The following is a 25,926-nucleotide window of genomic DNA, read 5'->3' on the forward strand; positions in this document are numbered from 1 at the left end:
AAAGAAGAATCCATTCAAAGGAAAACTGTAGCCCTGGGAGGGTGGAGCTCGTGAACATTCAGATCACCGGTGGCGAGGTCGAGCGAGGAGCCGAGATCCTCACCCCCGAAGCCCTCGACTTCGTGGCTGAGCTGCAGCGACGGTTCGGGGCCCGCCGGGACGAGCTGCTGGCCGCCCGCAGGACCCGCCGCGAGGAGGTCGCGCGCACCGGTCGGCTCGACTTCCTGCCGGAGACGGCCGACGTACGCGCCGGCGACTGGACCGTCGCGCCGGTGCCCGAGGACCTCCTCGACCGCCGTGTCGAGATCACCGGTCCGACCGACCGGAAGATGACGATCAACGCGCTCAACTCCGGGGCCCGGGTCTGGCTGGCCGACATGGAGGACGCCAGCACCCCGCACTGGAGCAACGTCGTCGGCGGCCAGGTGAACCTGCGCGACGCGATCCGGCGAGACATCTCGGCGATGTCGCCGCAGGGCAAGCTCTACGAGCTCAAGCAGGACCAGCGGCTCGCCACGATCGTGATGCGCCCCCGTGGTTGGCACTTCGACGACCAGCACGTGCTGGTCGACGGTGCGCCCGTGGTTGGTGCGCTCGTCGACTTCGGGCTCTACTTCTTCCACAACGCCAAGGAGCTCCTGGCCCGGGGGAGCGGCCCCTACTTCTACCTCCCCAAGATGGAGAGCCACCTCGAGGCCCGGCTCTGGAACGACGTCTTCCGCTTCGCCCAGGAGCGGCTCGAGATCCCGCACGGCACCGTGCGCGCGACGGTGCTCATCGAGACCATCCCGGCCGCGTTCGAGATGGACGAGATCCTCTACGAGCTGCGCGACCACGCCTCCGGCCTCAATGCCGGTCGCTGGGACTACCTGTTCAGCCTGATCAAGTACTTCCGCGACGCCGGGCCCTCCTTCGTGCTGCCCGACCGGGCCACGGTCGGGATGACCTCGCCGTTCATGCGTGCGTACGCCCAACTGCTGGTCAAGACCTGCCACCGCCGCAACGCCCACGCGATCGGCGGGATGGCCGCGTTCATCCCGAGCCGCCGGGACCAGGAGGTCAACGCCATCGCCTTCGCCAAGGTCCGCGAGGACAAGGAGCGCGAGGCCGGCGACGGCTTCGACGGCTCCTGGGTCGCCCACCCCGACCTGGTCCCGATCTGCCGGGAGATCTTCGACGGCGTCCTCGGTGACCGGCCGAACCAGGTCGACCGTCAGCGCGACGACGTCTCGGTCGCTGCTGCGGACCTGCTCGACGTCGCCTCGGCGGGCGGCGCGATCACCCTCGCCGGCCTGCGCGACAACGTCGAGGTCTCGCTGGTCTACCTCGACGCCTGGCTCCGCGGCGCCGGCGCCGTCGCCATCCACAACCTGATGGAGGACGCCGCCACCGTCGAGATCTCCCGCTCGCAGATCTGGCAGTGGATCCACAACGAGTCGAAGCTCGACGACGGGACGCCGGTGACCGCGGAGCTCGTACGCCAGGTCCTGGACGAGGAGATGGCGAAGCTGCTCGCGACGGCCGACGGGATCGAGCACCGCCTGGAGCAGGCCCGCACCATCTTCGAGGAGGTCGCGCTCGCGGACGACTACATCGACTTCCTGACCCTGCCGGCCTATGACCAGGTGGTGGGTGCATGAGTCATCTCGAGGATCTGATCGGGCGGCTCGACCGGGATCTCGTCGGCGCCGACGCGGCACTGGCGGCGAGCTATCCGGGGGACCGTGGCGTACGGCAGCCGGTGCACACGGTCTACGTGCCCGGCGACCGCTACTCCGACAAGACGGTGGCGCAGTGGTCGGCCGAATCCGTCGCCGCGCTGGACGAGTTCGGGGGATCGGCTGCCGAGATCGCCGCGGTGTTCGGTCTGCGCACCGATCTGGCCGACGCGATCTACGACCGGGTGCGGGCCAAGCTGGCCGACGAGCCCATCGAGGACCTGCGGATCGACTTCGAGGACGGCTACGGGAACCGGCCCGACGAGGACGAGGACGCTGCGGTCGTGGCGGCCGCCGGGGCTCTTGCGGCCACCGTCCGCGACGGCGCCGCGCCGCCGTTCCACGGCATCCGGATCAAGTCCTTCGAGGAGCCGACGCGACGTCGGGGGCTGCGAACCTTGGACCTGTTCCTGGGGGCGCTGGTCCGCGAGGACGGTCTGGGTGACGGCTTCGTGATCACCTTGCCCAAGGTGACCTCGGTGGAGCAGGTCACCGCGATGGTCACCGCGCTGTCCACGCTTGAGGCCGCCCATGGGATCGAGGCCGGGAGCCTGCGGTTCGAGATCCAGGTCGAGACACCGCAGGCGATCCTCGGCTCCGACGGCACCGCGCTGGTCGCACGGATGATCGCCGCCGGGTCCGGCCGGGTCACGGGTCTGCACTACGGGACCTACGACTACTCCGCCTCGCTCGGCGTCGCGGCTGCTTTCCAGAGCATGGAGCACCCGGTCGCCGACCATGCCAAGGACGTGATGCAGGTGGCCGCCGCCGGTACCGGTGTCTTCGTCTCCGACGGCTCGACCAACGTGCTCCCGGTCGGGGACGCGGAGGCCGTACGTTCGGCCTGGCAGCTCCACTCGCGCCTGGTGAGCCGGTCGCTGGCCCGCGGGATCTATCAGGGGTGGGACCTGCATCCGGCCCAGCTCCCCAGCCGCTACCTCGCGACGTACGCGTTCTTCAGGGACGGGCTCGAGGTCGCCTCGGCCCGCCTGCGGGCGTACGTCCACGGCGGCGAGTCCAGCTATCTCGACGAGCCTGCCACCGCTGCCGCGCTCGCCGCGTTCGTGCTGCGCGGGGTGGAGTGCGGAGCGGTCGCGGCCGACGAGGTCGAGAGCCTGGCCGGGATCGATCTCGCCAAGCTGGCCGAGCTCGCCCGTCGGCGGATCCCCGACTGAGCATGCCGAACGCATGGCGGCAGGCTGGGTAGCCTGCCGCCATGCGCGTCGAAGCCGAGTTCACGACCGAACCGTTCCGTGGCGAGGGCGAGCCGCCCGAGCACGCGACGGCGGCACTGGAGGCCGCCCGCGAGGCCGGTCTGGAGTGTGACTTCGGGCCGCTGGGCACGTCGGTGCGCGGCGAGCGGGAGGCGGTCCTGGCGACCCTTGCCGCCGTGGTGGCCGCCGGCCTGGACCACGGCGCCGACCAGATCACCTTCCAGGTGCGCGTCGAGGGACGCAGTGCGCCGCGGCGTACGGCCAACGGGTTGGAGGGGCTGCTCGCCGAGGTCGCCGACGAGCTCGGTGGCGACCTGCGGTCCCTGGACCGGCAGGGGAAGCAGCGCGCCGTGCGGCTGCTGGAGGAGCGCGGCGCCTTCGACTACCGCAAGAGCGCCGAGATCGTGGCCGCCGCGCTCGGGGTCACCCGGTTCACGGTCTACAACTATCTCAACCGTGAGCGGGAGTAGCCCAAACTTTTCAACAAACTGTTGACTGTGACGAGAGACACATGCAATCGTTGTTGCTGTACGGAAATTAGTTTCCGCATAGCGAGAGAGAACGGTTCATGGATCTCCAGAGCTTCAACACCGCACCGGCAGACGTCGTCCGGTCAGCGCTGAAGGCCTGCTGCGACGCGCCCAGCTGGGTCGCCGCCGTGCTGGCCGGGCGGCCCTACGCCGACGAGGCCGGCGTCGTCCGGGCCGCCGACGAGGCGGCCCGGCGGTTCACCGCCGCCGACGTCGACCAGGCGCTGGCCGCGCACCCGCGGATCGGGGAGCGCGCCGAGGGCGAGCACGCCGAGGCCGCCTGGTCGCGGCGCGAGCAGGCCGCGGTCGGCACCGACCCGGCCACGGCTCGCGCCCTCCACGAGGGCAACCGGGCCTACGAGGAGCGCTTCGGCCGGGTCTTCCTGATCTGCGCCACGGGCCTCACCGCCGACCAGGTCCTGGCCTCGCTCCGCGACCGGCTCCGCCACCAGCCCGCCGAGGAGGCGGCCGTGGTCGCCGACGAGCTGCGTCGCATCGCGCTGCTCCGTCTCGAGCGGGTCCTGGCCGTCGAGGAGGTCTCCCCATGAGCGGGCACAGGGCCAGTGCCATCACCACCCACGTACTCGACACCGCGCTCGGCCGCCCGGCCGCCGGTGTCCCGGTCCGGCTCAGCCGGATCGACCCCGACGAGTCCGCCGTCGTCCTCGCCGATGCCGTCACCGACGACGACGGCCGGGTGACCGACCTGGGACCCGATCAGGTCCCGGCCGGCACCTACCAGCTCCGATTCGGCACCGCCGCCTACTACGCGGCGACCGGTCAGGAGTGCTTCTACCCGCAGGTCTCCGTCACCTTCGCGGTCACAGACCGGCGGCACCACCACGTGCCACTTCTGCTGAGCCCGTTCGCCTACTCCACCTACCGAGGGAGCTGACATGCCCATCCGCCTTGGACCCAACCAGTACGGCAAGGCCGAGAACCGCGTCGTACGCATCTACCGCGACACGCCTCGCCACCAGATCCGGGACCTCAACGTCTCCACCGCGCTGCGCGGCCGCTTCGACGACGCCCACACCAGCGGCGACCAGAAGGACGTGCTGCCCACCGACACCCAGAAGAACACCGTCTTCGCCTACGCGAAGAAGATCGGCGTCGCCTCGATCGAGGAGTTCGCGCTCGCCCTCGCCGACCGCTACCTCGAGGCCTGCCCGGCCGCCGAGGGCGCCCGGGTCGAGATCGACGAGTACGCCTGGGACCGGATCCAGGTCGACGGCGCGGGTCACGACCACTCCTTCGTGCGATCGGGTGGCGGCGTACGGACGACGGTGGTGAACGTCGACGGCCGTGGGTCCGACCGGGTCGCGCATGTGGTCTCCGGCATCAAGGACCTGGTCGTGCTCAAGTCGACCGGCTCGGAGTTCCACGGCTTCCTCAAGGATGAATACACGACCCTGCAGGAGACCACCGACCGGATCCTGGCGACCTCGCTCGTGGCTCGTTGGCGCTATTCCACCACCGAGGTGGACTGGGACAAGACGTACGACTCCATCCGGGCGCTGCTGCTGCAGCGGTTCGCGGAGATCCATAGCCTCGCGCTGCAGCAGACCCTGAACGGGATGGGCACCTCGGTGCTCGAGCAGCACGGTGACGTCGCCGAGATCAAGTTCTCCGCGCCGAACAAGCACCACTTCCTCTCCGACCTCTCGCCCTTCGGCCTGGACAACCCCGGCGAGGTCTTCTTCGCCGCGGACCGGCCCTACGGCCTGATCGAAGCCTCCGTCGTACGCGACGAGGCCCCTGACGCCGGCAACGCCTGGCACGCCATCCCCGGATTCTGCTGAGGACCGGCCATGTTCGGTCGTAGGAGGCAGGCTGTGTCCGGCTCGACCCGATCGACCCGACCGGAGGACGAGCGGCATCCACCCGGCCAGCTCCTCGCCTACGGCACGCAGCACATCCTGACGATGTACGGCGGCGTGATCGCGCCGCCGCTCATCGTCGGGGGTGCCGCGGGCCTCTCGGGCACGGACCTCGCACTGCTGGTGACCGCCGGGCTCTTCGTGTCTGGTTTGGCGACGCTGCTGCAGACGCTGGGTCTCGGGCCGTTCGGCAGTCGGCTGCCGATCGTGCAGGGCATCTCGTTCGCCAGCGTCTCGACGATGGTCACCATCGCCAGCGAGGACGGGCTGCGGCCGGTCTTCGGCGCGATCATCGTCGCCGGCCTGATCGGGCTGGTCCTGTCCTCGTTCTTCGCCCAGCTGGTCAGGCTCTTCCCCGCGGTCGTCACCGGCACGATCATCACCGTCATCGGGCTCTCGCTGATGCCGGTGGCCTTCCGGTGGGCGATGGGCAACGACGCGGAGGCGCCCGACTTCGGGTCGGTGACCAACATCGCGTACGCCGGGCTGACGCTGCTCATCATCCTGGTGATCAGCCGGGTGTTCCAGGGCGCGATCTCACGCCTCTCGATCCTCATCGGGCTCGTCGTCGGGACGGTGATCGCGGCGATCGCGGGGCGGACGGACTTCTCCTCGGTCGGTGATGCTCGCCTGGTCGCGCTGCCGCCGGTCCTGCACTTCGGCAGTCCCACCTTCGAGGTCGGCGCGATCGTCTCGATGACGATAGTGGTGCTGGTGATCATGACCGAGACGACCGCCGACATCCTGGCGATCGGCGAGATCGTGGAGACCGACGTGGACGCTAGACGTGTCGCTCGCGGTCTCCGCGCCGACATGGCCGCCACCACGGTCGCCCCGCTGTTCGGCACCTTCCCGTGCAGCGCGTTCGCGCAGAACGTCGGGCTGGTCGCCCTGACCGGCATCCGGAGTCGGTACGTCGTGGCCACCGGTGGTCTCGTCCTGCTGCTGCTCGGGCTGCTGCCGGTGGTCGGCGCGGTCGTGGCGGCGATCCCGTATCCGGTGCTCGGCGGCGCCGGCATCGTGCTCTTCGGCTCGGTCGCGGCGTCCGGGATCCGCACGCTGTCCCGCGTCGACTACGAGGACAACCTCAACATGGTCATCGTCTCCGTAGCTCTCGCCGTCGGGATCCTGCCGATCGCCGCCCCGACCTTCTGGGACGCCTTCCCGGAATGGCTAGGGGTCATCATGCACTCCGGCATCAGCGCCACCGCCCTCGTTGCCGTCGTACTCAACCTGCTGTTCAACGAGATCACCCTCGGCAACCGCTCCGGCGCCTCCGTCTTCGCCGCCTCGCAGGACTCTCGTGAGGGCTTCGGGGACCGGCTCGACGACGACATCGAGCGGTCGTGACCAGCGAGACGTCAGCTACGTCGGCCGAGTAGGCACCGAAGTGCCCACTCGGCCGACGTCCGTGACGCCTCATCGATGGGTCGGGAGTACCGCAGTCCGATTTTCGTCATACGATTTCTATATGGGCGCTGGCGAGCAGATCCAGGCGTGGGCGGATGAGGCCGAAGCGGGTTACGACGTCGAGGAACTGAAACGTCGCGGACGCGGTCGCCCAGGGCGCGGCGCCGAGCCGATGCAGGTTGTTGCCGTCCGCTTCACCACCGAGGAGCTCGCGGCCTTGGACGCATTGGCCGAACGAGAGCACCTGTCCCGGTCCGAGGTGATCAGGCGCGCACTGGCCGACTATGCCGTCTGAAGGTCGCAGGCGAACGAATTTTCGTTCGCCTGGATCGGGGCGTAGGCCGTGGCGAGACGTCACTCCCACCGGCCGAGTTGGCACTGCGGTGACGTCTCGGCCGACCGGCCTGACGTCTCGGCATGCCTCAGCCGACTAGGTGGGGGTCGGGGGTGTTGACGAGCTCGCCATCGATCCAGACGCTACGTACGTCGGCGGGGGTGCCGAGGGCGAACATCTTGGCGAGGGCGTCGGCGGGGTCTGCGGCGTGGGTGAGGCCGACGGCGAGGGGGGTGCTCGGGGTGGGCTTGATCCACTGGGCGTCGAAGCGGCGGCCGACGGAGAAGTCGCCGACCGCGGCCGCTAGGCCGAGTGCCTCCGCACCCGCGCGCGTGGCCAGGTGGAGGAGGTGGGTGGGGGTCAAGGGGTGACCGGCCTCGCCGAGGAGCTGCTGGGCGACGTACGCGCTCAGGCCCTCCTTGAGCAGGGAGAATCCGGTGCCGGCGCCGACGTCGGAGCCCATGGCGACGCGTACGCCGTGGGCGCGGTGGCGGGCCAGCGGGAACAGGCCGCTGCCGAGGGCGGCGTTGCTGGAGGGGCAGTGCGCGACGGCGGCGCCGCGGGCGGCCAACAGAGCGAGCTCGGGGTCGGTCGGGTGCACGTTGTGCGCCAGGACGGTGCCGGGGCCGACCAGGCCGTGGCGGTCGTAGGAGGTGACGTAGTCGCAGCCGCAGAGCTCCTCGACGGTCTCGATCTCGCGGAGGTTCTCGTTGACGTGGGAGGTGAGCATGGCTCCCGGCACCGAGCGCAGAACGTCGCCGCAGGCCTCGAGCAGCTCCTCGGTGCACGACAGCGAGAACCGCGGGGTCACCGCGTAGCGGGCCCGGCCGACGCCGTGCCAGCGAGCCGCGAGCGCGAGCGACTCCTCCCGCGCCCGAGAAGGGTCGGTGAACAGGTCCTCGCGGATGAGCCGGTCGCTGACCACGAGACCGCTGGTGATCCGCAGGCCGACCCGGGCGGCCTCGGCGAAGACCGTATCGACCGCGGGAGCGAAGTGGCTGCCGAAGACGAGTGCTGTGGTGGTGCCGGCGCCGACCAGGCCGCGTACGAAGTCGGTGGCCACGCCCGCGGCGTAGGCCGGGTCGGCCAGGCGCGCCTCCTCGGGGAGGGCGGTCTGGTCGAGCCAGTCGAGCAGCGGCATGCCGAGGCCGCCGATGACGCGTACCTGCGGGAAGTGCACGTGGGTGTCGACGAATCCGGGCAGCACGAAGCCGCCGGAGAGGTCGACGACCTCCTCCTGGAGGTGCTGTCTGCGCAGGTCGGCGAAGGACCCGCGGGCGCGGATCACGCCGTCGCGTACCAACAGGCCGCCGTCCTGCTCGGTGCGGAGCCGGCCGCCGGTGAAGGGGTCGTCGGGGGTGTCGAGGAAGGTTCCTCGGTAGAGCGTCATTCGGGATGTCACCTTGCTTGTTGTTCGGTCCGCGCGGGGTCGCCCGCGAAGAGTTGCAGCAGCCGGGCCGCGACGCTGACCGCGATCGTGGCCGGCTCCTTGCCGCCGAGATCCGGGAGGCCGATGGGGGTGGTGATGCGGGCGATCGCCTCGGGGGTGTGGCCCTCCTCGGCGAGCTTGGCCCGGAACCGGCTCCACTTGGCGCTGGAGCCGATCAGCCCGATCGACGCCAGCTGACTGGCGCGGAGAGCCGCGTCGCACAGCGCGGCGTCCTCGGCGTGGTCGTGGGTCATGATCAGGACGTGGGTGCCCTCGGGCAGCTCGCCGATGACCAGCTCGGGCAGCACCGGCACCTGATGGACGTGGATGCCGGCGACGGCATCGTCCAGCCCGTGCGGCTGCTCAGGGGAAAGCTGGTCGGCGCGGGAGTCGACCAGGTGCAGCTCGAGGTCGTGGCGGGCCAGGATGCGCGCCAGCTCGAGCCCGACGTGGCCCATCCCGAAGATGGCCACGGAGGGGACGACGGGCAGCGGCTCGAGCAGCAGCTCGACCTCACCACCACAGCACTGCACGCCGTGCTGGTAGGGCGCCTTGTCGGAGAGCGACACCTTCAGGCTCTCCGGCACCGCGAGGCCCTCGGTCAGCATCGCGCGGGCGCGCTCGATCGCGACCGCCTCCAGGTTGCCGCCACCGACGGTGGCCCAGGTGCGCTCGGCCGAGACGACCATCTTCGCCCCGGCCTCGCGCGGCGAGTGGCCGCGTACGGACGTGAGGGTCACGAGTACGCCGGGCACCCGCTGCTCGCGCAGCCGCTGGACGGCCTTCAGCCACTCCATGTCATCACCTCTCTCCGGCCATGACCGGCTCGGGCTCGCCGCCCGACTCGGCGGCCTGCGGCGTACGAGCCTTGTCGAGGGCCCAGTAGACGGCCTCGGGGGTCGCGGGACAGCCGAGCTCGACGCTGGTCCCGGCCGGGCCGAAGGCAGCGGCCGCCTCACGCAGCGCCTCGCGTACGGAGAAGGCGAGCATCAGCGGGGGCTCGCCGACGGCCTTGGAGCCGTAGACGGCGCCCTCCTCGTGAGCCTTCTCGAGCAGCTTCACCCGGAAGTCCTCGGGCATCTCGGAGAAGCTCGGCAGCTTGTAGGTGCTCGCCGCCTGCGTCGCCAGCCGGCCACGGTTGGGTCCGTCGGAGGTGTCCCAGCGCAGGTCTTCGAGGGTCAGCCAGCCGGCCCCCTGGACGAAGCCGCCCTCGATCTGACCGATGTCGATCAGCGGGCTCAGGCTGTCACCGACGTCGTGGACGATGTCGACCCGCCGCAGGGTGTAGGCGCCGGTGAAGCCGTCGACCTCCACCTCGGAGGCGGCCACCCCGTTGGCGAAGTACTTGAACGGCTCGCCCTGCATCACGTTGGGGTCCCAGTGCAGGCCCTCCGTGCGGTAGAAACCGGCCGCCCACAGCTGCACTCGCTGGTGGTAGGCGATGTTGACCAGCTCGTTCCAACCGATCTCGCCGGACGCGGGAGAGAGGCCGTGGACGACACCGTCGTCGAAACGTACGTCGCTGGGGCTGATCCCGAGATGACCGCCGGCGACCTGGGCGAGCCGCTCGCGGATCTGCTCGCAGGCGTTCTTGATCGCGGCCCCGTTGAGGTCCGCGCCCGAGCTGGCTGCCGTCGCCGAGGTGTTGGGCACCTTGTCGGTGCGCGTGGGGGCGAGGCGTACGCGGGACAACGGGAGCCCGAGCGCGGTCGCGGCCACCTGGAGCATCTTGGTGTGCAGGCCCTGGCCCATCTCGGTGCCGCCGTGGTTGATCAGCACCGAGCCGTCCTTGTAGACGTGGACGAGGGCGCCGGCCTGGTTGAAGGCGGTGAGGTTGAACGAGATGCCGAACTTCACCGGCGTCATCGCCAGGCCCCGCTTGGTGTGCGGGTGGCGACTGTTGAAGTCGGCGATCTCGGCCCGTCGCCGGGCCACCTCGCCGGACGTGGCGACCTGGTCCCAGCAGGCGGCCAGCCGGTCGGCCTGCCGGACCTGCTGGCCGTAGGGAGTGGTCTGGTTCTGCTGGTAGAAGTTGCGTCGGCGCAGTTCGAGAGGGTCGATGCCGAGCAGGGGAGCGCACCGGCCGAGCAGGTCCTCCATGACGAGCATGCCCTGGGGTCCGCCGAAGCCGCGAAAGGCGGTCTGCGAGGTCTTGTTCGTACGCGCGACGCGGCCGTCGACCCGGATGTTCGGCACCCAGTAGGCGTTGTCGACGTGGCACAGCGCGCGGGCCAGCACCGGCTCGGAGAGGTCGAGGCTCCAGCCGCCGTCGGCAGTCAGTGTGGCCTCGAGACCGACGATGTGGCCCTCGTCGTCGAACCCCGCGCGCCAGGTGCTGTGGAAGCCGTGGCGCTTGCCGGACATGGTGATGTCCTGGGTGCGGTTGAGGCGCAGCCGCACCGGCCGACCGGTCAGCGTGGCGCCGAGCGCGGCGATGGCCGCATAGCCGTGCGGCTGCATCTCCTTGCCGCCGAACGCGCCGCCCATCCGCAGGCACTGGACGGTGATCTCGTGGCTCGGGACGCCGAGTACGTGCGCGACGATCTCCTGGGTCTCGGAGGGGTGCTGGGTGCTGCTGTGCACCAGCACCTGGCCGCCCTCGTCGACCAGGGCGAGGGAGACGTGGGTCTCGAGGTAGAAGTGCTCCTGGCCGGCGAACTCGAACTCGCCCTCGAACACGTGGGCGGCGCCCTCCAGGGCAGCCGCGGCGTCGCCGCGGGAGAGGTTGCGCGGGGTCCCTTGGAAGCTCTCCGCCGCGATCGCCTCCTTCACCGTCACCAGCGACGGCAAGGGCTCGTAGTCGACCTCGATCGCGGCCGCGCCCAGCCGGGCGGCCTCCTGGGTCTCGCCGAGCACCCAGCACACCGCATGGCCGTGGAACATCACCTCGGTCGGGAAGAGCGGCTCGTCGTGCTTGACGCCGGCGTCGTTGATGCCGGGGACGTCCTCGGCGGTGAGGACGCGTACGACGCCGGGCACGTCATAGGCGGGGGCGGTCCGCAGCGCGGTGACCATCGCATGGGTGTGCGGCGCCTGGACCGGCCAGGCGTGCAGCACGCCGGCCATCCGCCCGACCAGGTCGTCGGTGTAGAGCGCCTCGCCGGTGACGTGCAGCGCGGCGCTCTCGTGTGGGAGCGGAATCCCGACGATCGGGTTCTCGGGGCGTTCGGACAGGGCGCTCATGCCGGCACCTCCTGTGTCTGCGGGTGGGCGTGGAACAGGCGCAGCAGGGACTGGCCCAGCATCGCCGAGCGGTAGGACGCGCTGGCGCGGTGGTCGTCCATCGGTGTGCCCTCGGTTGCGAGGACGGCCGCGGCGCGGCGTACGGACTCCTCGGTCCAGGGTCGGCCGACGAGGGCGTCCTCGGTGGCGACGGCACGCAGCGGGGTGGCCGCGACGCCGCCGAGGCCGATCCTGGCGCGGACCACGGTGCCGTCGGCGATCTCGAGCGCGTAGCCCACGGCCACGCTGGAGATGTCGTCGAAGCGGCGCTTGGCGATCTTGTGGAAGCCGACGACCGGAGCCAGCGGCAACGGCAGTCGTACGCTGCGGATCAGCTCGTCCGCGGCCAGGACCGTCTCGCGGTAGCCGGTGAAGTAGTCGGCCAGCGGGACGACCCGTTCGCCGCGCGGCGAGGCCAGGACGACCTCGGCGTCGAGCGCTAGCAGTGCGGGCGGGGCGTCGCCGATCGGGGAGGCGGTGCCGATGTTGCCGCCGAGCGTCGCGCCGTTGCGGATCAGGCGTGAGGCGAACTGCGGGAACAGCTCGGCCAGGAGCGGGACCCGGCCGTTGAGCTTGCGCTCGATCTCGGTCAGCGTGAGGGCCGCGCCGATCTCGACATGGCCGGTCCGGAAGGAGAGCTCGCGCAGCTCGGGCAGCCGGTCGACCGCGACGACCAGGGGTGCGCGGCGGCCGCGGATGTTGACCTCGACGCCCCAGTCGGTCGAGCCGGCGACGACCTGCGCCTCCGGCCACTCGGTGATCAGATCGAGGGCCTCGGTGAGCGTCTCCGGGCGTACGAACTGGGCGCCGTCGACCGCGATCCGGGTCGGTCGCGGCTCGGGCGGGGGTTGCTGCTGTCGCGCCGCGAATGCATCGTCGGCCTCGGGTGCGCCGAGGGCGTAGGCAGCGTCGCGGATCGGGCGGTAGCCGGTGCAGCGGCACAGGTTGCCGCTCAGCGCGTGCAGGTCGACGCCGTTCGGGCCGTGCTCGTGGTCGCAGGCGGCGGCGTCGCCGGCGGCCGGCTCCCGGTTCGGGCGGTAGTACTCCGCGGCGAGGCTGCAGACGAAGCCCGGTGTGCAGTAGCCGCACTGCGACCCGCCGCGTACGGCGAGCTCCTGCTGGACCGGGTGCAGGTCGTCGCTGGACCCCAGGCCCTCGCTGGTCACCAGCTCCTGGCCGTCGAGCGCGGCGACGGGGACGAGGCAGGCGTTGACCGCGGTCCACTCGGTCGGCGATGTGGTGCCGGGCCGGGCGACCAGCACCGAGCAGGCGCCGCACTCGCCCTCGGCACAGCCCTCCTTGGCACCGGTCAGGCCACGTCCGCGCAGCCAGTCGAGGGCGGTGGTGTGAGTGGCGACCCCGGTCAGGGGTACGTGGTCCCCGTTGACGGTGACAGAGGGGACGCTGGGTGTGCTCATCGTTGGCTCCGGATCGGGTTGCGGGTGCGGGCGCTGTGGATCGGGTTGGCGTCGCGCAGGAAGTCGTCGAAGCGGTGGCCGGCGATCTTGGCGATCTCGATCAGCGCGGCGGCGTGCTCCTGCCGTTCGCAGTTGCCGAGCCGCTCCCGGCCCTCGGCGAGGATCCGGTCGAGCGAGTCGGAGTCGCGTACGGAGATGACCAGCGGGAAGCCGAACCGCTCGTGGTAGGCGTCGGTGAGCGAGGTCAGCGCCTCCTGGTCCGGCTCGGCCAGGTGGGTCAGGCCCTTGGACGACTGGTCGCGCAGCGACTCCTCGCCGACCAGCCCCTCGGAGACGAGCTTCGAACCGAGCTCGGGGTAGGCCTCGATCAGCTCGCGCTGCTCCTCGGCCGAGCCGCTGAAGAGGGCGTCCTGGAAGGCGCGACGCAGGGCGTGCGTGTCGGCGAAGGGCCGCTGCTCCCAGGCCCGCTCCACCATCCACCGCGGCCCCTGGAAGAGACCGTCGAACGTCTCCACGAACTCGGTACGTCCCATCTGGTTGACCTGGTCGAGCCGGACGCCTTCGCCGGGCTGTCCGGCAACGGCCGGGCCGTAGTCTGGGCCGACGTGGTGGAACAGGATGTTGAGCAGGATCGCGGTCAGGCTGCCCAGGGTGATGCCGCTGCCGAAGATGATCTCGGCCCACCCCGGGACGGCCTGGGCGACCTCGGGCTGCGCGGTGACGTACATCGCCAGCCCGACGCTGGTCGCCACGATCACCACGTTGCGGTGGTCGTGGAAGTCGACCTTGCTGAGCGTCTGGAAGCCGACGACCGCGACGGTCGCGAACATGGCCAGGGCGGCGCCGCCGAGGACCGGGTGAGGGATGCCGGCGACGATCGCGCCGACCTTCGGGAGGAGCCCGATGAACACCATGATCAGGCCGGCCGCGGCGACGACCCAGCGGCTCTTGACCCGGGTCAGCCGGACGAGGCCGACGTTCTCGGCGAAGCAGGTGTAGGGGAAGGAGTTGAAGACGCCGCCGATGGTGGTGGCCAGGCCGTCGGCGCGCAGCGCGCGGGCGATGTCGTTGCGGCCGATCCGCTTCTCGACGATCTCGCCGGTGGCGAAGACGTCACCGGTGGTCTCGACGGCGGTGATCAGCATGACGACGATCATCGAGACGATCGCGGCGGCGGAGAACTGTGGCCAGCCGAAGTGGAACGGGGTGGTCACGCCGACCCAGTCGGAGCCGGCGACCGCGTCGAAGTGGGCGTCCCCGAGGGCCCACGCGACGAGGGTGCCGACGACCAGGCCGACGAGCACGGCGACGGTGGCCATGAAGCCCTTGAACACGCGCTGGATGACCACGATCAGGGCCAGGGTGCCCAGGGCGTACGCCAGGTTGCGGCCGCTCGTGGGGTCCGAGGTCGGGCCGGCGCCACCGGTCGCGTCCGCGGCGGCGACGGGCAGCAGCGCGATGCCGATGATGGTGATCACCGAGCCGGTCACGACCGGCGGGAAGAATCGGATCAGCCGGCTGAAGTAGGGGGCGATGAAGAAGGTCGCCAGACCGGCGACGATCACCGCGCCGTAGATGACGAGCAGCCCGTCGGTGCCGCCACCGGCCGCGAGCCCGATCGCGATCATGGGCGAGACGGCGGTGAAGGTGACGCCCTGCAGCAGAGGCAGGCGTACGCCGACCTTCCAGAAGCCGACCGACTGGATGATCGAGGCGATGCCGCAGGTGAACAGGTCGGCGTTGATCAGGTGGATCAGCTCCTGCTGACTCAGCCCGATCGAGTTGGCGAGCAGGATCGGCACGATCACCGCGCCGGCGTAGAACGCGAGTACGTGCTGGAGGCCGTAGACGGCGAGCTTGCCCGCCGGGAGCACCTCGTCGACGGGGTGGGTGGGTCGTCCAACGTCCCTCTTCTGGGGCCGGATCGACCTCAGGACTGCTCTCGCGTTCATCCTCACACCTTTCTGGGGGCGCCCTGGTGGGCAGGTGAGCTGTGACTCTCACCACAGCCTGGTCTGTTCGGGCCCCGAGCGGCACCCGCCGATCATCCGAAGTTGGGGTCTGCGTCGATCCGGCCTTTGTGTGATGCTCCAGGATGGCGTGCTGCGGGTTTCGATGTGGTTTCGACGGGGTGACGGGTGGCGCCGGGAATCGCCTGTAACACGCTGTTCGTAGGTCTATCCGGTCGTTCCGATAGGGCGAGTAGTCCTACGAACAGCGTGTTACACGGGCGGGCGGCGGCGCTTCGGGCCGGATCTCAGAGCGATCGCAGGGCGAGGAAGACGTCGACCCGGTCCTCCATCGTGGTCAGGTCACGCCCGGTCAGCTCCTCGACCCGGGAGATCCGGTAGCGCACGCTGTTGACGTGGAGATGGAGCGACTCCGCCGTGCGCGTCCAGGAACCGGCGTACGTCAGGAACCGGTCGAGCGTCGGCACCAGATCGCTCCCGGTGCGCTGGTCGTGCTCGAGGACGGGGCCGAGGACGCGCTGCGCGTAGGTGCGGCGGATGTCGTCGGGGACGGTGGCGAGCAGGAGCACGTGGGAGGTGACCTCCTCCGAGCTGGACAGCGCGACGGCGCCGCCGCCGGAGCGGGCGACCCGGTGTGCGAAGCGCGCCTCCTCGAGCGCGCCGGCCAGGGCGTCGATGCCGCTCTCGCCGCTCAGTCCCACCGACAGCGAGCCGCGGACCAGCGCCGGCGCCAGCCGGGTGAGCGAGCGGCGCAGCTGGTCGGTGAGGTCGGGGCGGGCGGGGAGGAAGGCGACCGCGCAGCCGTCGCGGGCGGCACTGGCGACCATCGACGGCCCCAGGCCGAGGGCGACGTCCTCGAGCACCGCGGCCACCGCGTCGGGCGGGCCACCGGGTCCCAGTTCGGCCACGGCGAGGACGAGCGGACGGTCGGGGTCGAGCCCGGACTGGCGCAGCCCGGTCGCGATCTCGACGGGTGACGCACCGGCCTCCAGATGGGCGAGAGTCATGGCGGCGAGCGGCCGCCGGACGCGGAACCCCTCGTCGCGCCGGGAGCGGTCGAGGGCGGTGATGGCGCCGAACTCGTGGACCATGTCGAGGTCCTCCCGTGGCCAGGTGGTGTGGTCGCCCTCGACCGCCACGGTCCAGCCGGTGACCCGGTCGGCCAGGCCGGATCCGACGGGGAACAGGGAGTAGCTGCGGTCGCCGACCTCGGCCACCGCCGGCAGCAGATCGGCGGTCAGGAAGCGGCGGGTGAGCGCGTCGACCGTGTCGGGATCGAGCTCGCCAGGACCGGGTACGACATGTCGGCCGCTCGCGGTGAGCACCCGGCACGCGTGCCCGATCTCGGAGGCCACCCGGGCGGCCAGCTCGTCGAGGCTGCGGCCGGAGGCGATGGCGGAGAGGAGCTGGCGCTGGCGAGCCAGGCTGGCCGACATCCGGGCGCTCTCGCCGGCGGCGCCTGCGGCCGCGACGTACTCCGTCACGTCGGCGAACGCCACGTCGCCGGGGACCTCGCCCAGGGCGACCTGGTGGCGGCGGCAGGCCTCTACGAGGTCGTCGGGCACCGCGCCGAGCAGGGCCGCGCCGGCCAGCAGGCACGTCGCGCCACCCTCCGCGATCGAGGACACGAACGTCTCGCTGTCCTCCGGTCCGCGGCGCCAGACGAGGCCGGTGAGCACGAGCTCGCCGCCGTTCAGATAGCGGCCGGGTTCGAGCAGGTCGATCGTGATGGTGCGCCCGACCGGACGCTCCAGCGAGCCCTCGGGCGCATGCAGGAGCCGCAGCCTCAGGCTGGGCGTCTCCAACAGCTCTGCAAGTAGCACGGGTGCCTCCACGGTCCGCAGGTCCGAAGCCGCGTCTTGGAGGAACGTACAACGCCTGCGCACGTACGCGGGAGGCCCGTTGTCGTTTCTTCATCAGTTTGCGGCCTGAGACCTGGCCCGGGTTGACGTGACTCCGCTCACATCCTTATATTTCGAATGTCAGAAATCAAATTCCGCATTACGGAAGGAATGGTGAGGATGTCCCACCAGCTCCGCTACGAGGTGAACTGCTCGATCCTGTTCACCGAGCTCCCGCTGCTCGAGCGCCCCGCGGCGGTGAAGGCCGCCGGCTTCGACGCGGTGGAGTTCTGGTGGCCGTTCGCCGAGGCGGTGCCGTCCGACAAGGACGTGGACGCGTTCGTCGCCGCCGTGCAGGACGCCGGCGTGCAGCTGGTCGGCCTCAACTTCTTCGCCGGAGACATGCCGGCCGGTGACCGCGGTCTGGTCTCGTGGCCGGCCCGGTCGGCCGAGTTCCGCGACAACATCGACGTCACCATCGGCATCGGCGAGCGGCTCGGCTGCACCGCGTTCAACGCGCTCTACGGCCTTCGTGTCGACGACACCGCTCCCGAGGCGCAGGACGAGCTCGGCGCCGAGAACCTCGCGCTGGCCGCCCGGGCCGCCGCGCGCATCGGTGGCACCGTGCTGGTCGAGCCGGTCAGCGGCGCCGACCGCTACCCGCTGCTCACCGCCGCCGACGCGGTGGCCGCGATCGATCGCGCCGGCGAGCCCAACATCGGCCTGCTCGCCGACCTCTACCACCTCGCCGTGAACGGTGACGACGTCGACACGGTGATCGCTGCGTACGCCGCTCGCACCGCCCACGTCCAGATCGCCGACGCCCCGGGCCGCAACGAGCCCGGCACCGGCGACCTCCCGCTCGAGCGGCAGCTCGCCGCGCTCGAGGCGGCCGGCTACACCGGCTGGGTCGGGCTGGAGTACAAGCCCGCCACGACCTCGGCCGAGAGCTTCGACTGGCTGCCGCGCGAGCGCCGCGCCGCCACCACCGCAACCCGCTGACGACCCTTCAGGAGGAACATCATGACCAACATCGCTTTCATCGGCCTCGGCATCATGGGCAGCCCGATGGCCGCCCACCTCGTCGACGCCGGTCACACCGTCGCGGGCTTCGACCACAGCCCCGAGCGCACCCAGGCCCTGGCCACGGCGGGCGGCCGCGCGGCCACCTCGACCGCCGACGCCTGCCGCGACGCCGAGGTCGTCTGCGTCATGGTCCCGGACTCGCCCCACGTCGAGGAGGTCCTCGCCGGTGAGGGCGGGGTCTTCGAGAATGCGCCCACCGGTGCGCTGATCATCGACTTCTCCAGCATCCGGCCCGACGTGAGTGCGGCGCTCGCCGAGCAGGCCACCGCCCGTGGTTTCCGCACCCTCGACGCCCCGGTCTCCGGTGGCGAGGCCGGTGCGAAGAACGCGGCCCTCTCGATCATGGTCGGCGGCTCGGCCGACGACTTCGCGACCGCGAAGCCGCTCTTCGACACCGTCGGCAAGACGATCGTCCACGTCGGCCCGAGCGGCGCCGGCCAGACGGTCAAGGCGGCCAACCAGCTCATCGTCGCGGCCAACATCCAGGCGCTGTCCGAGGCGGTCGTCTTCCTCGAGGCGTACGGCGTCGACACGAAGGCCGCTCTCGAGGTGCTCGGCGGCGGGCTCGCGGGCTCGAGCGTGCTCAACCAGAAGAAGGAGAACATGCTGACCCGCTCCTTCCAGCCCGGGTTCCGGATCGACCTGCACCACAAGGACATGGGGATCGTCACCTCCGCCGCCCGTGAGGCCGGCGTCGTGGTCCCGCTCGGCTCGCTGGTCGCCCAGCTGATGGCGAGCGCCCGGGCCAACGGCGACGGCGGCCTGGACCACTCCGCCCTGCTGCGGGGCGTCGAGCGGCTGAGCGGCTCCGTCACGAAGGGGGAGAACTGACATGGCACGCATGCGCGCGGTCGACGCCGCCGTCCTGATCCTGGAGAAGGAGGGCGCGACCCAGTTGTTCGGCCTCCCCGGTGCCGCGATCAACCCGTTCTACAGTGCGATGCGCAAGCACGGCGGGCTCCAGCACGTGCTCGCCCGCCACGTCGAGGCGGCCTCCCACATGGCCGAGGGCTACACCCGGGCGAAGGCCGGCAACATCGGCGTCTGCATCGGCACCTCCGGCCCTGCCGGCACCGACATGATCACCGGTCTCTACTCGGCCTCAGCCGACTCGATCCCGATCCTGTGCATCACCGGTCAGGCGCCGGTCGCGAAGCTCCACAAGGAGGACTTCCAGGCGGTCGACATCGCCGCCATCGCCGGACCGCTCACCAAGATGGCGGTCACCGTGATGGAGCCCGCCCAGGTTCCCGGCACCTTCCAGAAGGCCTTCCGGCTGATGCGCGAGGGACGTCCGGGTCCGGTCCTGATCGACCTGCCGCTCGACGTCCAGCTGGCCGAGATCGACTTCGACATCGAGACGTACGAACCCTTGCCGATCGCCCGGCCGGTGGCCAGCCGTGCCCAGGCGGAGAAGGCGCTGACGATGATGCTGGTCGCGGAGCGGCCGCTGATCGTCGCGGGCGGTGGCGTGATCAACGCCGACGCCGCCGACCTGCTGGTCGAGCTCGCCGAGGTCACCGGTGTCCCGGTCGTCCCGACGCTGATGGGCTGGGGCACGATCCCGGACGACCACACGCTCAACGCGGGCATGGTGGGTCTGCAGACCTCGCACCGCTACGGCAACGCGACCATGCTGGCCAGCGACTTCGTGCTCGGCATCGGCAACCGGTGGGCCAACCGCCACACCGGCTCGGTCGAGACCTACACGGCCGGACGTACGTTCGTGCACATCGACATCGAGCCGACCCAGATCGGCCGGGTCTTCGCGCCGGACTACTCGATCGTCTCCGACGCCCGCGCGGCGCTCGAGGTGCTCGTCGAGGTCGCCCGGGAGTGGGCGGGCGCCGGCAGGATCCCGAGCCGTACGGCCTGGGCCGAGGAGTGCGCCGAGCGCAAACGGACCCTGCACCGCAGGACGCACTTCGACAACGTCCCGATCAAGCCGCAGCGGGTCTACGAGGAGATGAACCGCGCCTTCGGACCCTCGACCCGGTATGTCACCACGATCGGTCTGTCCCAGATCCAGGCGGCGCAGCTGCTGCACGTCTACCAGCCGCGGCACTGGATCAACGCAGGTCAGGCGGGTCCTCTTGGGTGGACGCTACCGGCCGCGCTGGGGGTCGCGACCGCCGTCCCCGACGGCCAGGTCGTCGCGCTCTCGGGCGACTACGACTTCCAGTTCCTGATCGAGGAGCTGGCGGTCGGCGCCCAGTTCAACATCCCCTACATCCACGTGGTCGTGAACAACTCCTACCTCGGCCTGATCCGCCAGGCCCAGCGCGGGTTCGAGATGGACTACTGCGTCCAGCTCGCCTTCGACAACGTCAACAGCCCCGAGGTCGACGGCTACGGCGTCGACCACCTCAAGGTCGCCGAGGGGCTGGGCTGCAAGGCGATCCGGGTGACCGACCCCGCCGATCTGGGGGCCGCCTTCGAGAAGGCCAAGGCGCTTCAGGCGGAGTATCGCGTGCCGGTCCTGGTCGAGGTCATCCTCGAGCGCGTCACCAACGTCTCGATGGGCCTCGAGATCGACGGTGTCGTCGAGTTCGAGGAGCTCGCCGAGCGTGGCGAGCACGCCCCGACCGCGCTCGTCCCGCTGGACTGAGGCCGACTCGTGGTCAGAGTCCTGGTCGCCTCCGACAAGTTCAAGGGATCGCTCACCGCCGCCGAGGTCGCGGCGGCGGTGAGCGCCGGGATGCGCTGGGGGCGTCCTGGCGTGGTCGTCGACGCGATCCCGGTCGCCGACGGCGGCGACGGCACCCTCGCGGCGGCCGAGTCCGCCGGCTTCACGCTGGTGCCGGTCACCGTGACCGGGCCGACCGGGTCGCCGGTGAGGACCGCGTACGCCCGGCGCGACGACATCGCCGTCGTGGAGCTCGCCGACGCGGCCGGTCTCGCCCGGCTGCCGGGGCCGCCGGATCCTCTGGGGGCCTCCAGCCTCGGGGCCGGCCAGGCGATGGCGGCCGCGATCGATGCCGGCTGTCGCCGGGTGGTGCTCGGGATCGGCGGTAGCGCCAGCACCGACGGGGGAGCGGGTCTGCTCCGCGGGCTCGGTGCCCGGCTCCTCACCGCCTCCGGCGCGCCGGTGCCCGATGGCGGCGTCGGCCTGGAGCAGGTGGCCCGGCTCGACCTCTCCGAGCTCCGCCGCCGGGTCGAGGGAGTCGTCGAGATCACCGTCGCCTGCGACGTCGACAACCCCCTCACCGGACCCCGCGGCGCGGCCGCGGTCTACGGGCCGCAGAAGGGCGCCGATCCCGATCAGGTGCGGCGCCTGGACGCCGCGCTCGGCCACTGGGCCGACGTCGTCGCGGCCACGACGGGTGCCGATCACCGGGACCACCCGGGTGCCGGTGCTGCCGGGGGTGTGGGTTTCGCCGCGGTCGCGCTCCTCGGTGCCGAACTCCGCTCCGGGATCGACCTCGTACTCGAGCTGGTCGACTTCGCCTCGGCCCTGGACGGCGCCACCCTCGTCGTCACCGGCGAGGGAGCGCTCGACGAGCAGACCCTGCACGGCAAGGCCCCGGCCGGCGTCGCCGCCACGGCCGCCCGTGCCGGGGTCCCGGTCGTGGCGGTCTGCGGGGTCAACCACCTGGACCACGACCGGCTGCGTGCAGCCGGGATCGGGGCTGCGTACGCCTTGGCGGACATCGAACCCGACCTGAGCCGCTGCCTGAGCAACGGTGCGGCCCTGCTCGAGCAGCTTGCCGAGCGGATCGCCGCCGACCATCTGGTCAAGGAGGAGGCATGAGCGAGCTGCGAAATGCTCACCGAGGTAACTCGGTGTGTGGCCACTTCCTTCGCGGAGTTCCGCGAGGGGAGTGCATCGAGACCGAGGTAACTCGGTCGGCATCCGAGGAGGAAGGCATGAGCTGGCAGCGGAATGCTCACCGAGGTAACTCGGTGAGCGACCACCTCCTTCGTGGAGTTCCACGAGGGAAGCGCAACCAGACCGAGGTAACTCGGTCAGCATCCGAGGAGACCGCCGCATGAGGCTGCTGAGTGTGGGAGCGCCGGGCGAGGAACGCCCCGCGGCCCTCGACGACCAGGACGTGCTGCGAGATCTCTCGGCGGTCGTGCCGTCGATCGACGGCGACCTGCTCGGCGACCCGGGGCGGCTCGGGCGAGTGCGGGAGGCGATCGCCTCGGGCCGCCTCCCGGTGGTTGCCGACGGCATCCGGATCGGGCCACCGGTGGCCCGGCCGGGCAAGGTCGTCGGGGTCGGGCTCAACTACGAGGACCACGCCGAGGAGGCCGGGGTCGAGATCCCGGACGAGCCGGTCGTCTTCCTCAAGCCTTCGACGACCGTTGTCGGGCCCTACGACGCGATCGAGCTGCCACCCGGCTCGACGATGACCGACTACGAGGTCGAGCTGGGCGTGGTGATCGGGCGAAGGCTCTCCCGGTGCCCGGACCCGCAGCGGGCCCTGGAAGCAGTCGGCGGCTACCTCACCGCCGACGACGTCAGCGAGCGGGCCCGGATCGCTGCCGGGCCGACCTGGGCCAAGGGCAAGTGCGCCGACACCTTCACCCCCATCGGTCCCTGGCTGGTCACGCCCGACGCCGCGGGCGACCCGCAGGAGCTGACCCTGGCGCTGTGGGTCGACGGCGAGCGGCGACAGTCCGGGACGACCGCCCGGATGGCGCTGGGCGTCGGCGGGGTCCTCGCCTACCTCAGTACGCTGATGACACTCGAACCCGGCGACCTGGTGCTGACCGGGACGCCTGGCGGGGTCGCAGCGTTGCGGCCCGAGCCCCGGCCCTTCCTGCGAGCAGGGCACGTGGTGGAGGCCGAGGTGACCGGTCTCGGTCGCCAGCGGACGCGGGTGGTGGCAGTCGAAGAGGCAGTCGATGAGGCAGAGGTGAAGGTGTGAGTCGAGATCTCGATGTCGTCATCCGGGCAGCGCGGATGGTGACCCCGGACGGCGAGACAGCGGGCAGCGTCGGGATCCGACGCGGGAGGATCGCCGCGGTCGAGCCGGGGGGCCTGACCGCGGACCGCGTGGTCGAGCTCGCCGACGACGAGGTGCTGATGCCTGGCGTCGTAGACGCCCATGTGCACGTCAACGACCCCGGCCGGACCGAGTGGGAGGGCTTCGCCTCCGCGACCCGGGCCGCGGCCGCGGGCGGGGTCACCACGATCGTCGACATGCCGCTCAACAGCATCCCGCCCACCTGCGACCTCCCGGCGCTCGCCCTCAAGCGCAAGACGGCGTGGAGACAGGTCTTCGTCGATGTCGGCTTCTGGGGCGGCGCGATCCCCGGCAACGTGGCCGAGCTCCGACCCCTCCACGAGGCGGGCGTCTCCGGGTTCAAGTGCTTCCTGCTGCACTCGGGAGTCGACGAGTTCCCGCCCCTCGACGCCGACGAGCTCGAGCTCGCGATGCGCGAGATCGCGTCCTTCGACGGTCTGCTGATCGTCCACGCCGAGGACCCGCACGCGATCGAGCACGCGCCGGAGGCAGGGGGCGCGGCGTACGAGCGATTCCTGCACAGCCGGCCGCGGGGCGCGGAGAACCTGGCCATCGCCCAGGTGATCGAGCTGGCCCGGTGGACCGGCTGCCGCGTCCACATCCTCCACGTCTCCAGCTCCGACGTGCTTGCGATGCTGGCCTCGGCCCGACGTGACGGGGTCCCGATCACGGCCGAGACCTGCCCGCACTACCTGACCTTCGCCGCGGAGGAGATCCCCGACGGTGCGACGCAGTACAAGTGCTGCCCGCCCATCCGGGAGGCGGCCAACCGCGAGCTGCTCTGGCAGGGCCTGCGCGACGGCGTCATCGACATGGTGGTCACCGACCACTCGCCCTCCACCCCTGACCTGAAGGCCCTCGACACCGGCGACTTCGGCGTCGCCTGGGGCGGCATCTCCTCCCTCCAGCTCGGGCTGTCGGCGGTCTGGACCGAGGCAAGGAAACGCGGCTTCGCCCTCACCGACATCGCCCGCTGGATGTCCGCGGCCCCCGCACGCCACGCCGGGCTGCCGGGCAAGGGGCAGATCGCGGTCGGCCACGACGCCGACTTCGCGGTCCTCGCCCCCGACGACACCTTCGTCGTCGACGCCGCGAGGCTCCATCACAAGAACGCCGTCACGCCCTACCACGGCCGGACCCTCGCAGGCGTCGTCCGCGAGACCTGGCTGCGCGGAGAGAAGATCGACATCGAAGCCGCGCCCCAGGGCCGGCTGCTCAGCAGAGTCACCACAGAAGGAGCCCGACCATGAGCGAACCTCGCTACTACGCGCCGACCGGCGGCCACCCGTCGCAGCGGGAGCTGACCACCGACCGGGCCGTCTTCACCGAGGCGTACGCCGTGCTCCCCCGCGGCACCATGCGCGACATCGTCACCAGCAAGCTCCCGTTCTGGGAGGGCACCCGGCTGTGGGTGATCGCCCGGCCGCTCTCGGGTTTCGCCGAGACCTTCTCGCAGTACATCGTCGAGGTCTCGCCCGGCGGTGGCAGCGACAAGCCCGAGCTCGACGCGGGCGCCGAGGGCGTCCTGTTCGTGGTCGAGGGCGCGCTGACGCTCTCGGTCGAGGGCGAGAAGCATGACCTCGCCCCCGGCGGCTACGCCTTCCTCCCGCCCGGCTCCGCCTGGACGCTGCGCAACACCAGCGACCGGGTCACGCGCTTCCACTGGATCCGCAAGGCCTACCAGGCGGTCGAGGGCATCGACGTTCCCGAGCCGTTCGTCACCAACGAGGTCGACGTGCCCGGTGGCGAGATGCCGGGCACCAACGGCGCCTGGAAGACCCAGCGCTTCGTCGACCCCGATGACGTACGCCACGACATGCACGTCAACATCGTCAGCTTCGAGCCCGGCGGCGCGATCCCGTTCCCGGAGACGCACGTGATGGAGCACGGGCTCTACGTCCTCGAGGGCAAGGCCGTCTACCTGCTCAACAAGGACTGGGTGGAGGTGCAGGAGGGCGACTTCATGTGGCTGCGCGCGTTCTGCCCGCAGGCCTGTTACGCCGGCGGACCCGACCGGTTCCGCTACCTGCTCTACAAGGACGTCAACCGGCACGCGGTCCTGTCGAGGCAGTTCACCTGATGCCGGTCGCGGTCGTCACGGGCGCCGGCTCCGGCCTGGGCAGGGTGATCGCCCAGGCCCTGGACGGCGCCGGCTTCCAGGTCGCGCTCCTCGGCCGCACCAAGGCCTCGCTCGAGGAGACCGCGTCGGTGATGGCGCGGTCCCTCGTGCTGCCCACGGACGTCGCTTCCGCCGCTGAGGTGTCGGCGGCGTTCGCCGCGGTGGTCGGACTCTGGGGGCGCGTGGACCTGCTGGTCAACAACGCCGGCACGTTCGGGCCGAGCTGCGAGGTCGACGAGGTCGCGCCCGAGGAGTTCGCGGCGACGCTGGCGGTCAACGTGACCGGCTCCTTCCTCTGCGCCCGCGAGGCCTTCGCGCAGATGAAGCGGCAGGAGCCGCGCGGCGGGCGGATCATCAACAACGGCTCCATCTCCGCCCACGTCCCGAGGCCGGGCAGCGCGGCCTACACCACCTCCAAGCACGCGATCACCGGCCTCACCCGGGCTCTCGCCCTCGACGGCCGCGCCCACGACATCGCGGTCGGCCAGATCGACATCGGCAACGCGGCCACGGAGATGACCGCCGGGATCGCGGTCGGCGCCCGTCAGGCCGACGGCACCGTACGCCCCGAGCCGACCTTCGACCCGCAGCACGTCGCCGACGCGGTGGTCGCCATGGCGCAGCTGCCGCTCGGGGTCAGCGTGCCCGCGATGACGATCCTCGCGACCGGGATGCCGTACGCCGGCCGCGGCTGACCCGCCTCGGAGCTCGCCGACGACGTGACGAGATCAATGAGCTGAACAGCAAATCCGATTCGCCTCGGTGACCGAAGACCGGGTGAC

22 protein-coding genes are annotated in these 25,926 nt (G+C 71.0%); 16 read left to right on the forward strand and 6 right to left on the reverse strand.

The features are described from left to right. Nucleotides 1-50: 50 nt before the first annotated feature. The 8 genes from aceB to ACIA03_RS21360 all read left to right on the forward strand — a co-directional run bounded on the left by aceB (nucleotide 51) and on the right by ACIA03_RS21360 (nucleotide 7,047). Complete coding sequence (gene aceB, locus ACIA03_RS21325) at nucleotides 51-1,640, forward strand: malate synthase A (protein ID WP_396986199.1); 1,590 nt, start codon at nucleotides 51-53, stop codon at nucleotides 1,638-1,640. Continuing rightward, entirely contained in the window at nucleotides 1,637-2,893 is a 1,257-nt protein-coding gene (locus ACIA03_RS21330) for a DUF6986 family protein (protein ID WP_396986201.1), read from the forward strand. The genes aceB and ACIA03_RS21330 overlap by 4 nt, the downstream gene beginning before the upstream one ends. A gap of 41 nt (nucleotides 2,894-2,934) precedes the next feature. Further along, entirely contained in the window at nucleotides 2,935-3,402 is a 468-nt protein-coding gene (locus tag ACIA03_RS21335; RefSeq protein ID WP_396986203.1) for a helix-turn-helix domain-containing protein, read from the forward strand. 98 nt (nucleotides 3,403-3,500) lie between these two features. Further along, complete coding sequence (gene uraD / locus ACIA03_RS21340; protein WP_396986205.1) at nucleotides 3,501-4,010, forward strand: 2-oxo-4-hydroxy-4-carboxy-5-ureidoimidazoline decarboxylase; 510 nt, start codon at nucleotides 3,501-3,503, stop codon at nucleotides 4,008-4,010. Beyond that, the gene (uraH, locus tag ACIA03_RS21345; protein ID WP_396986208.1) at nucleotides 4,007-4,357 is read left to right on the forward strand and encodes a hydroxyisourate hydrolase; all 351 of its coding nucleotides are present in this window, start codon (nucleotides 4,007-4,009) and stop codon (nucleotides 4,355-4,357) included. Before uraD (ACIA03_RS21340) ends, uraH begins: the two co-directional genes overlap by 4 nt. A gap of 1 nt (nucleotide 4,358) precedes the next feature. Next, nucleotides 4,359-5,264: a factor-independent urate hydroxylase gene (pucL, locus tag ACIA03_RS21350; RefSeq protein ID WP_396986210.1), complete on the forward strand. Its 906-nt coding sequence runs from the start codon at nucleotides 4,359-4,361 to the stop codon at nucleotides 5,262-5,264. A 33-nt stretch (nucleotides 5,265-5,297) separates the two neighbouring features. Next, complete coding sequence (locus ACIA03_RS21355; protein WP_396986212.1) at nucleotides 5,298-6,692, forward strand: nucleobase:cation symporter-2 family protein; 1,395 nt, start codon at nucleotides 5,298-5,300, stop codon at nucleotides 6,690-6,692. 121 nt (nucleotides 6,693-6,813) lie between these two features. Next, nucleotides 6,814-7,047, forward strand: coding sequence for a CopG family transcriptional regulator (locus ACIA03_RS21360; protein ID WP_396986214.1), 234 nt, complete (start codon nucleotides 6,814-6,816; stop codon nucleotides 7,045-7,047). 127 nt (nucleotides 7,048-7,174) lie between these two features. On the opposite strand, the gene ACIA03_RS21365 is transcribed toward ACIA03_RS21360, so the two are convergent. The 6 genes from ACIA03_RS21365 to ACIA03_RS21390 all read right to left on the reverse strand — a co-directional run bounded on the left by ACIA03_RS21365 (nucleotide 7,175) and on the right by ACIA03_RS21390 (nucleotide 16,948). Next, the gene (locus ACIA03_RS21365; protein WP_396986216.1) at nucleotides 7,175-8,476 is read right to left on the reverse strand and encodes a guanine deaminase; all 1,302 of its coding nucleotides are present in this window, start codon (nucleotides 8,474-8,476) and stop codon (nucleotides 7,175-7,177) included. 8 nt (nucleotides 8,477-8,484) lie between these two features. Further along, a complete protein-coding gene (gene xdhC / locus ACIA03_RS21370; protein WP_396986219.1) occupies nucleotides 8,485-9,312 on the reverse strand; it encodes a xanthine dehydrogenase accessory protein XdhC in 828 nt (275 codons plus the stop codon). A gap of 4 nt (nucleotides 9,313-9,316) precedes the next feature. After that, nucleotides 9,317-11,698 (reverse strand): xanthine dehydrogenase molybdopterin binding subunit, encoded by a 2,382-nt coding sequence (gene xdhB / locus ACIA03_RS21375; protein WP_396986222.1) that lies wholly within the window; start codon nucleotides 11,696-11,698, stop codon nucleotides 9,317-9,319. Continuing rightward, entirely contained in the window at nucleotides 11,695-13,155 is a 1,461-nt protein-coding gene (locus ACIA03_RS21380; protein WP_396986224.1) for a xanthine dehydrogenase small subunit, read from the reverse strand. Before ACIA03_RS21380 ends, xdhB begins: the two co-directional genes overlap by 4 nt. Next, nucleotides 13,152-15,107 (reverse strand): 2-oxo-4-hydroxy-4-carboxy-5-ureidoimidazoline decarboxylase, encoded by a 1,956-nt coding sequence (gene uraD, locus ACIA03_RS21385; RefSeq protein WP_396986226.1) that lies wholly within the window; start codon nucleotides 15,105-15,107, stop codon nucleotides 13,152-13,154. The genes ACIA03_RS21380 and uraD (ACIA03_RS21385) overlap by 4 nt, the downstream gene beginning before the upstream one ends. 305 nt (nucleotides 15,108-15,412) lie before the next feature. Continuing rightward, a complete protein-coding gene (locus ACIA03_RS21390) occupies nucleotides 15,413-16,948 on the reverse strand; it encodes a PucR family transcriptional regulator (RefSeq protein WP_396986228.1) in 1,536 nt (511 codons plus the stop codon). A gap of 198 nt (nucleotides 16,949-17,146) precedes the next feature. Between ACIA03_RS21390 and ACIA03_RS21395 the strand changes: the two genes are divergently transcribed. From ACIA03_RS21395 to ACIA03_RS21430, 8 genes are all read left to right on the forward strand, one after another. Continuing rightward, nucleotides 17,147-17,968, forward strand: coding sequence for a hydroxypyruvate isomerase family protein (locus tag ACIA03_RS21395; protein ID WP_396986230.1), 822 nt, complete (start codon nucleotides 17,147-17,149; stop codon nucleotides 17,966-17,968). A 21-nt stretch (nucleotides 17,969-17,989) separates the two neighbouring features. Then, nucleotides 17,990-18,883: a 2-hydroxy-3-oxopropionate reductase gene (locus tag ACIA03_RS21400; protein WP_396986232.1), complete on the forward strand. Its 894-nt coding sequence runs from the start codon at nucleotides 17,990-17,992 to the stop codon at nucleotides 18,881-18,883. A gap of 1 nt (nucleotide 18,884) precedes the next feature. Beyond that, nucleotides 18,885-20,660 (forward strand): glyoxylate carboligase, encoded by a 1,776-nt coding sequence (gcl, locus tag ACIA03_RS21405; RefSeq protein ID WP_396986234.1) that lies wholly within the window; start codon nucleotides 18,885-18,887, stop codon nucleotides 20,658-20,660. 9 nt (nucleotides 20,661-20,669) lie between these two features. Further along, nucleotides 20,670-21,803, forward strand: coding sequence for a glycerate kinase (locus tag ACIA03_RS21410; protein ID WP_396986236.1), 1,134 nt, complete (start codon nucleotides 20,670-20,672; stop codon nucleotides 21,801-21,803). Between the two features lie 238 nt (nucleotides 21,804-22,041). Then, nucleotides 22,042-22,926, forward strand: coding sequence for a fumarylacetoacetate hydrolase family protein (locus tag ACIA03_RS21415; RefSeq protein WP_396986238.1), 885 nt, complete (start codon nucleotides 22,042-22,044; stop codon nucleotides 22,924-22,926). Next, entirely contained in the window at nucleotides 22,923-24,275 is a 1,353-nt protein-coding gene (gene allB, locus ACIA03_RS21420; RefSeq protein WP_396986240.1) for an allantoinase AllB, read from the forward strand. The genes ACIA03_RS21415 and allB overlap by 4 nt, the downstream gene beginning before the upstream one ends. Then, nucleotides 24,272-25,105, forward strand: a complete 834-nt coding sequence (locus ACIA03_RS21425) for a bifunctional allantoicase/(S)-ureidoglycine aminohydrolase (RefSeq protein WP_396986242.1) — start codon at nucleotides 24,272-24,274, stop codon at nucleotides 25,103-25,105. Before allB ends, ACIA03_RS21425 begins: the two co-directional genes overlap by 4 nt. Beyond that, nucleotides 25,105-25,839, forward strand: a complete 735-nt coding sequence (locus ACIA03_RS21430) for an SDR family oxidoreductase (RefSeq protein ID WP_396986245.1) — start codon at nucleotides 25,105-25,107, stop codon at nucleotides 25,837-25,839. Before ACIA03_RS21425 ends, ACIA03_RS21430 begins: the two co-directional genes overlap by 1 nt. Nucleotides 25,840-25,926 lie beyond the last annotated feature (87 nt).

The organism is Nocardioides sp. NPDC051685 (assembly GCF_044453405.1).
Taxonomy (GTDB): Bacteria; Actinomycetota; Actinomycetes; order Propionibacteriales; family Nocardioidaceae; genus Nocardioides.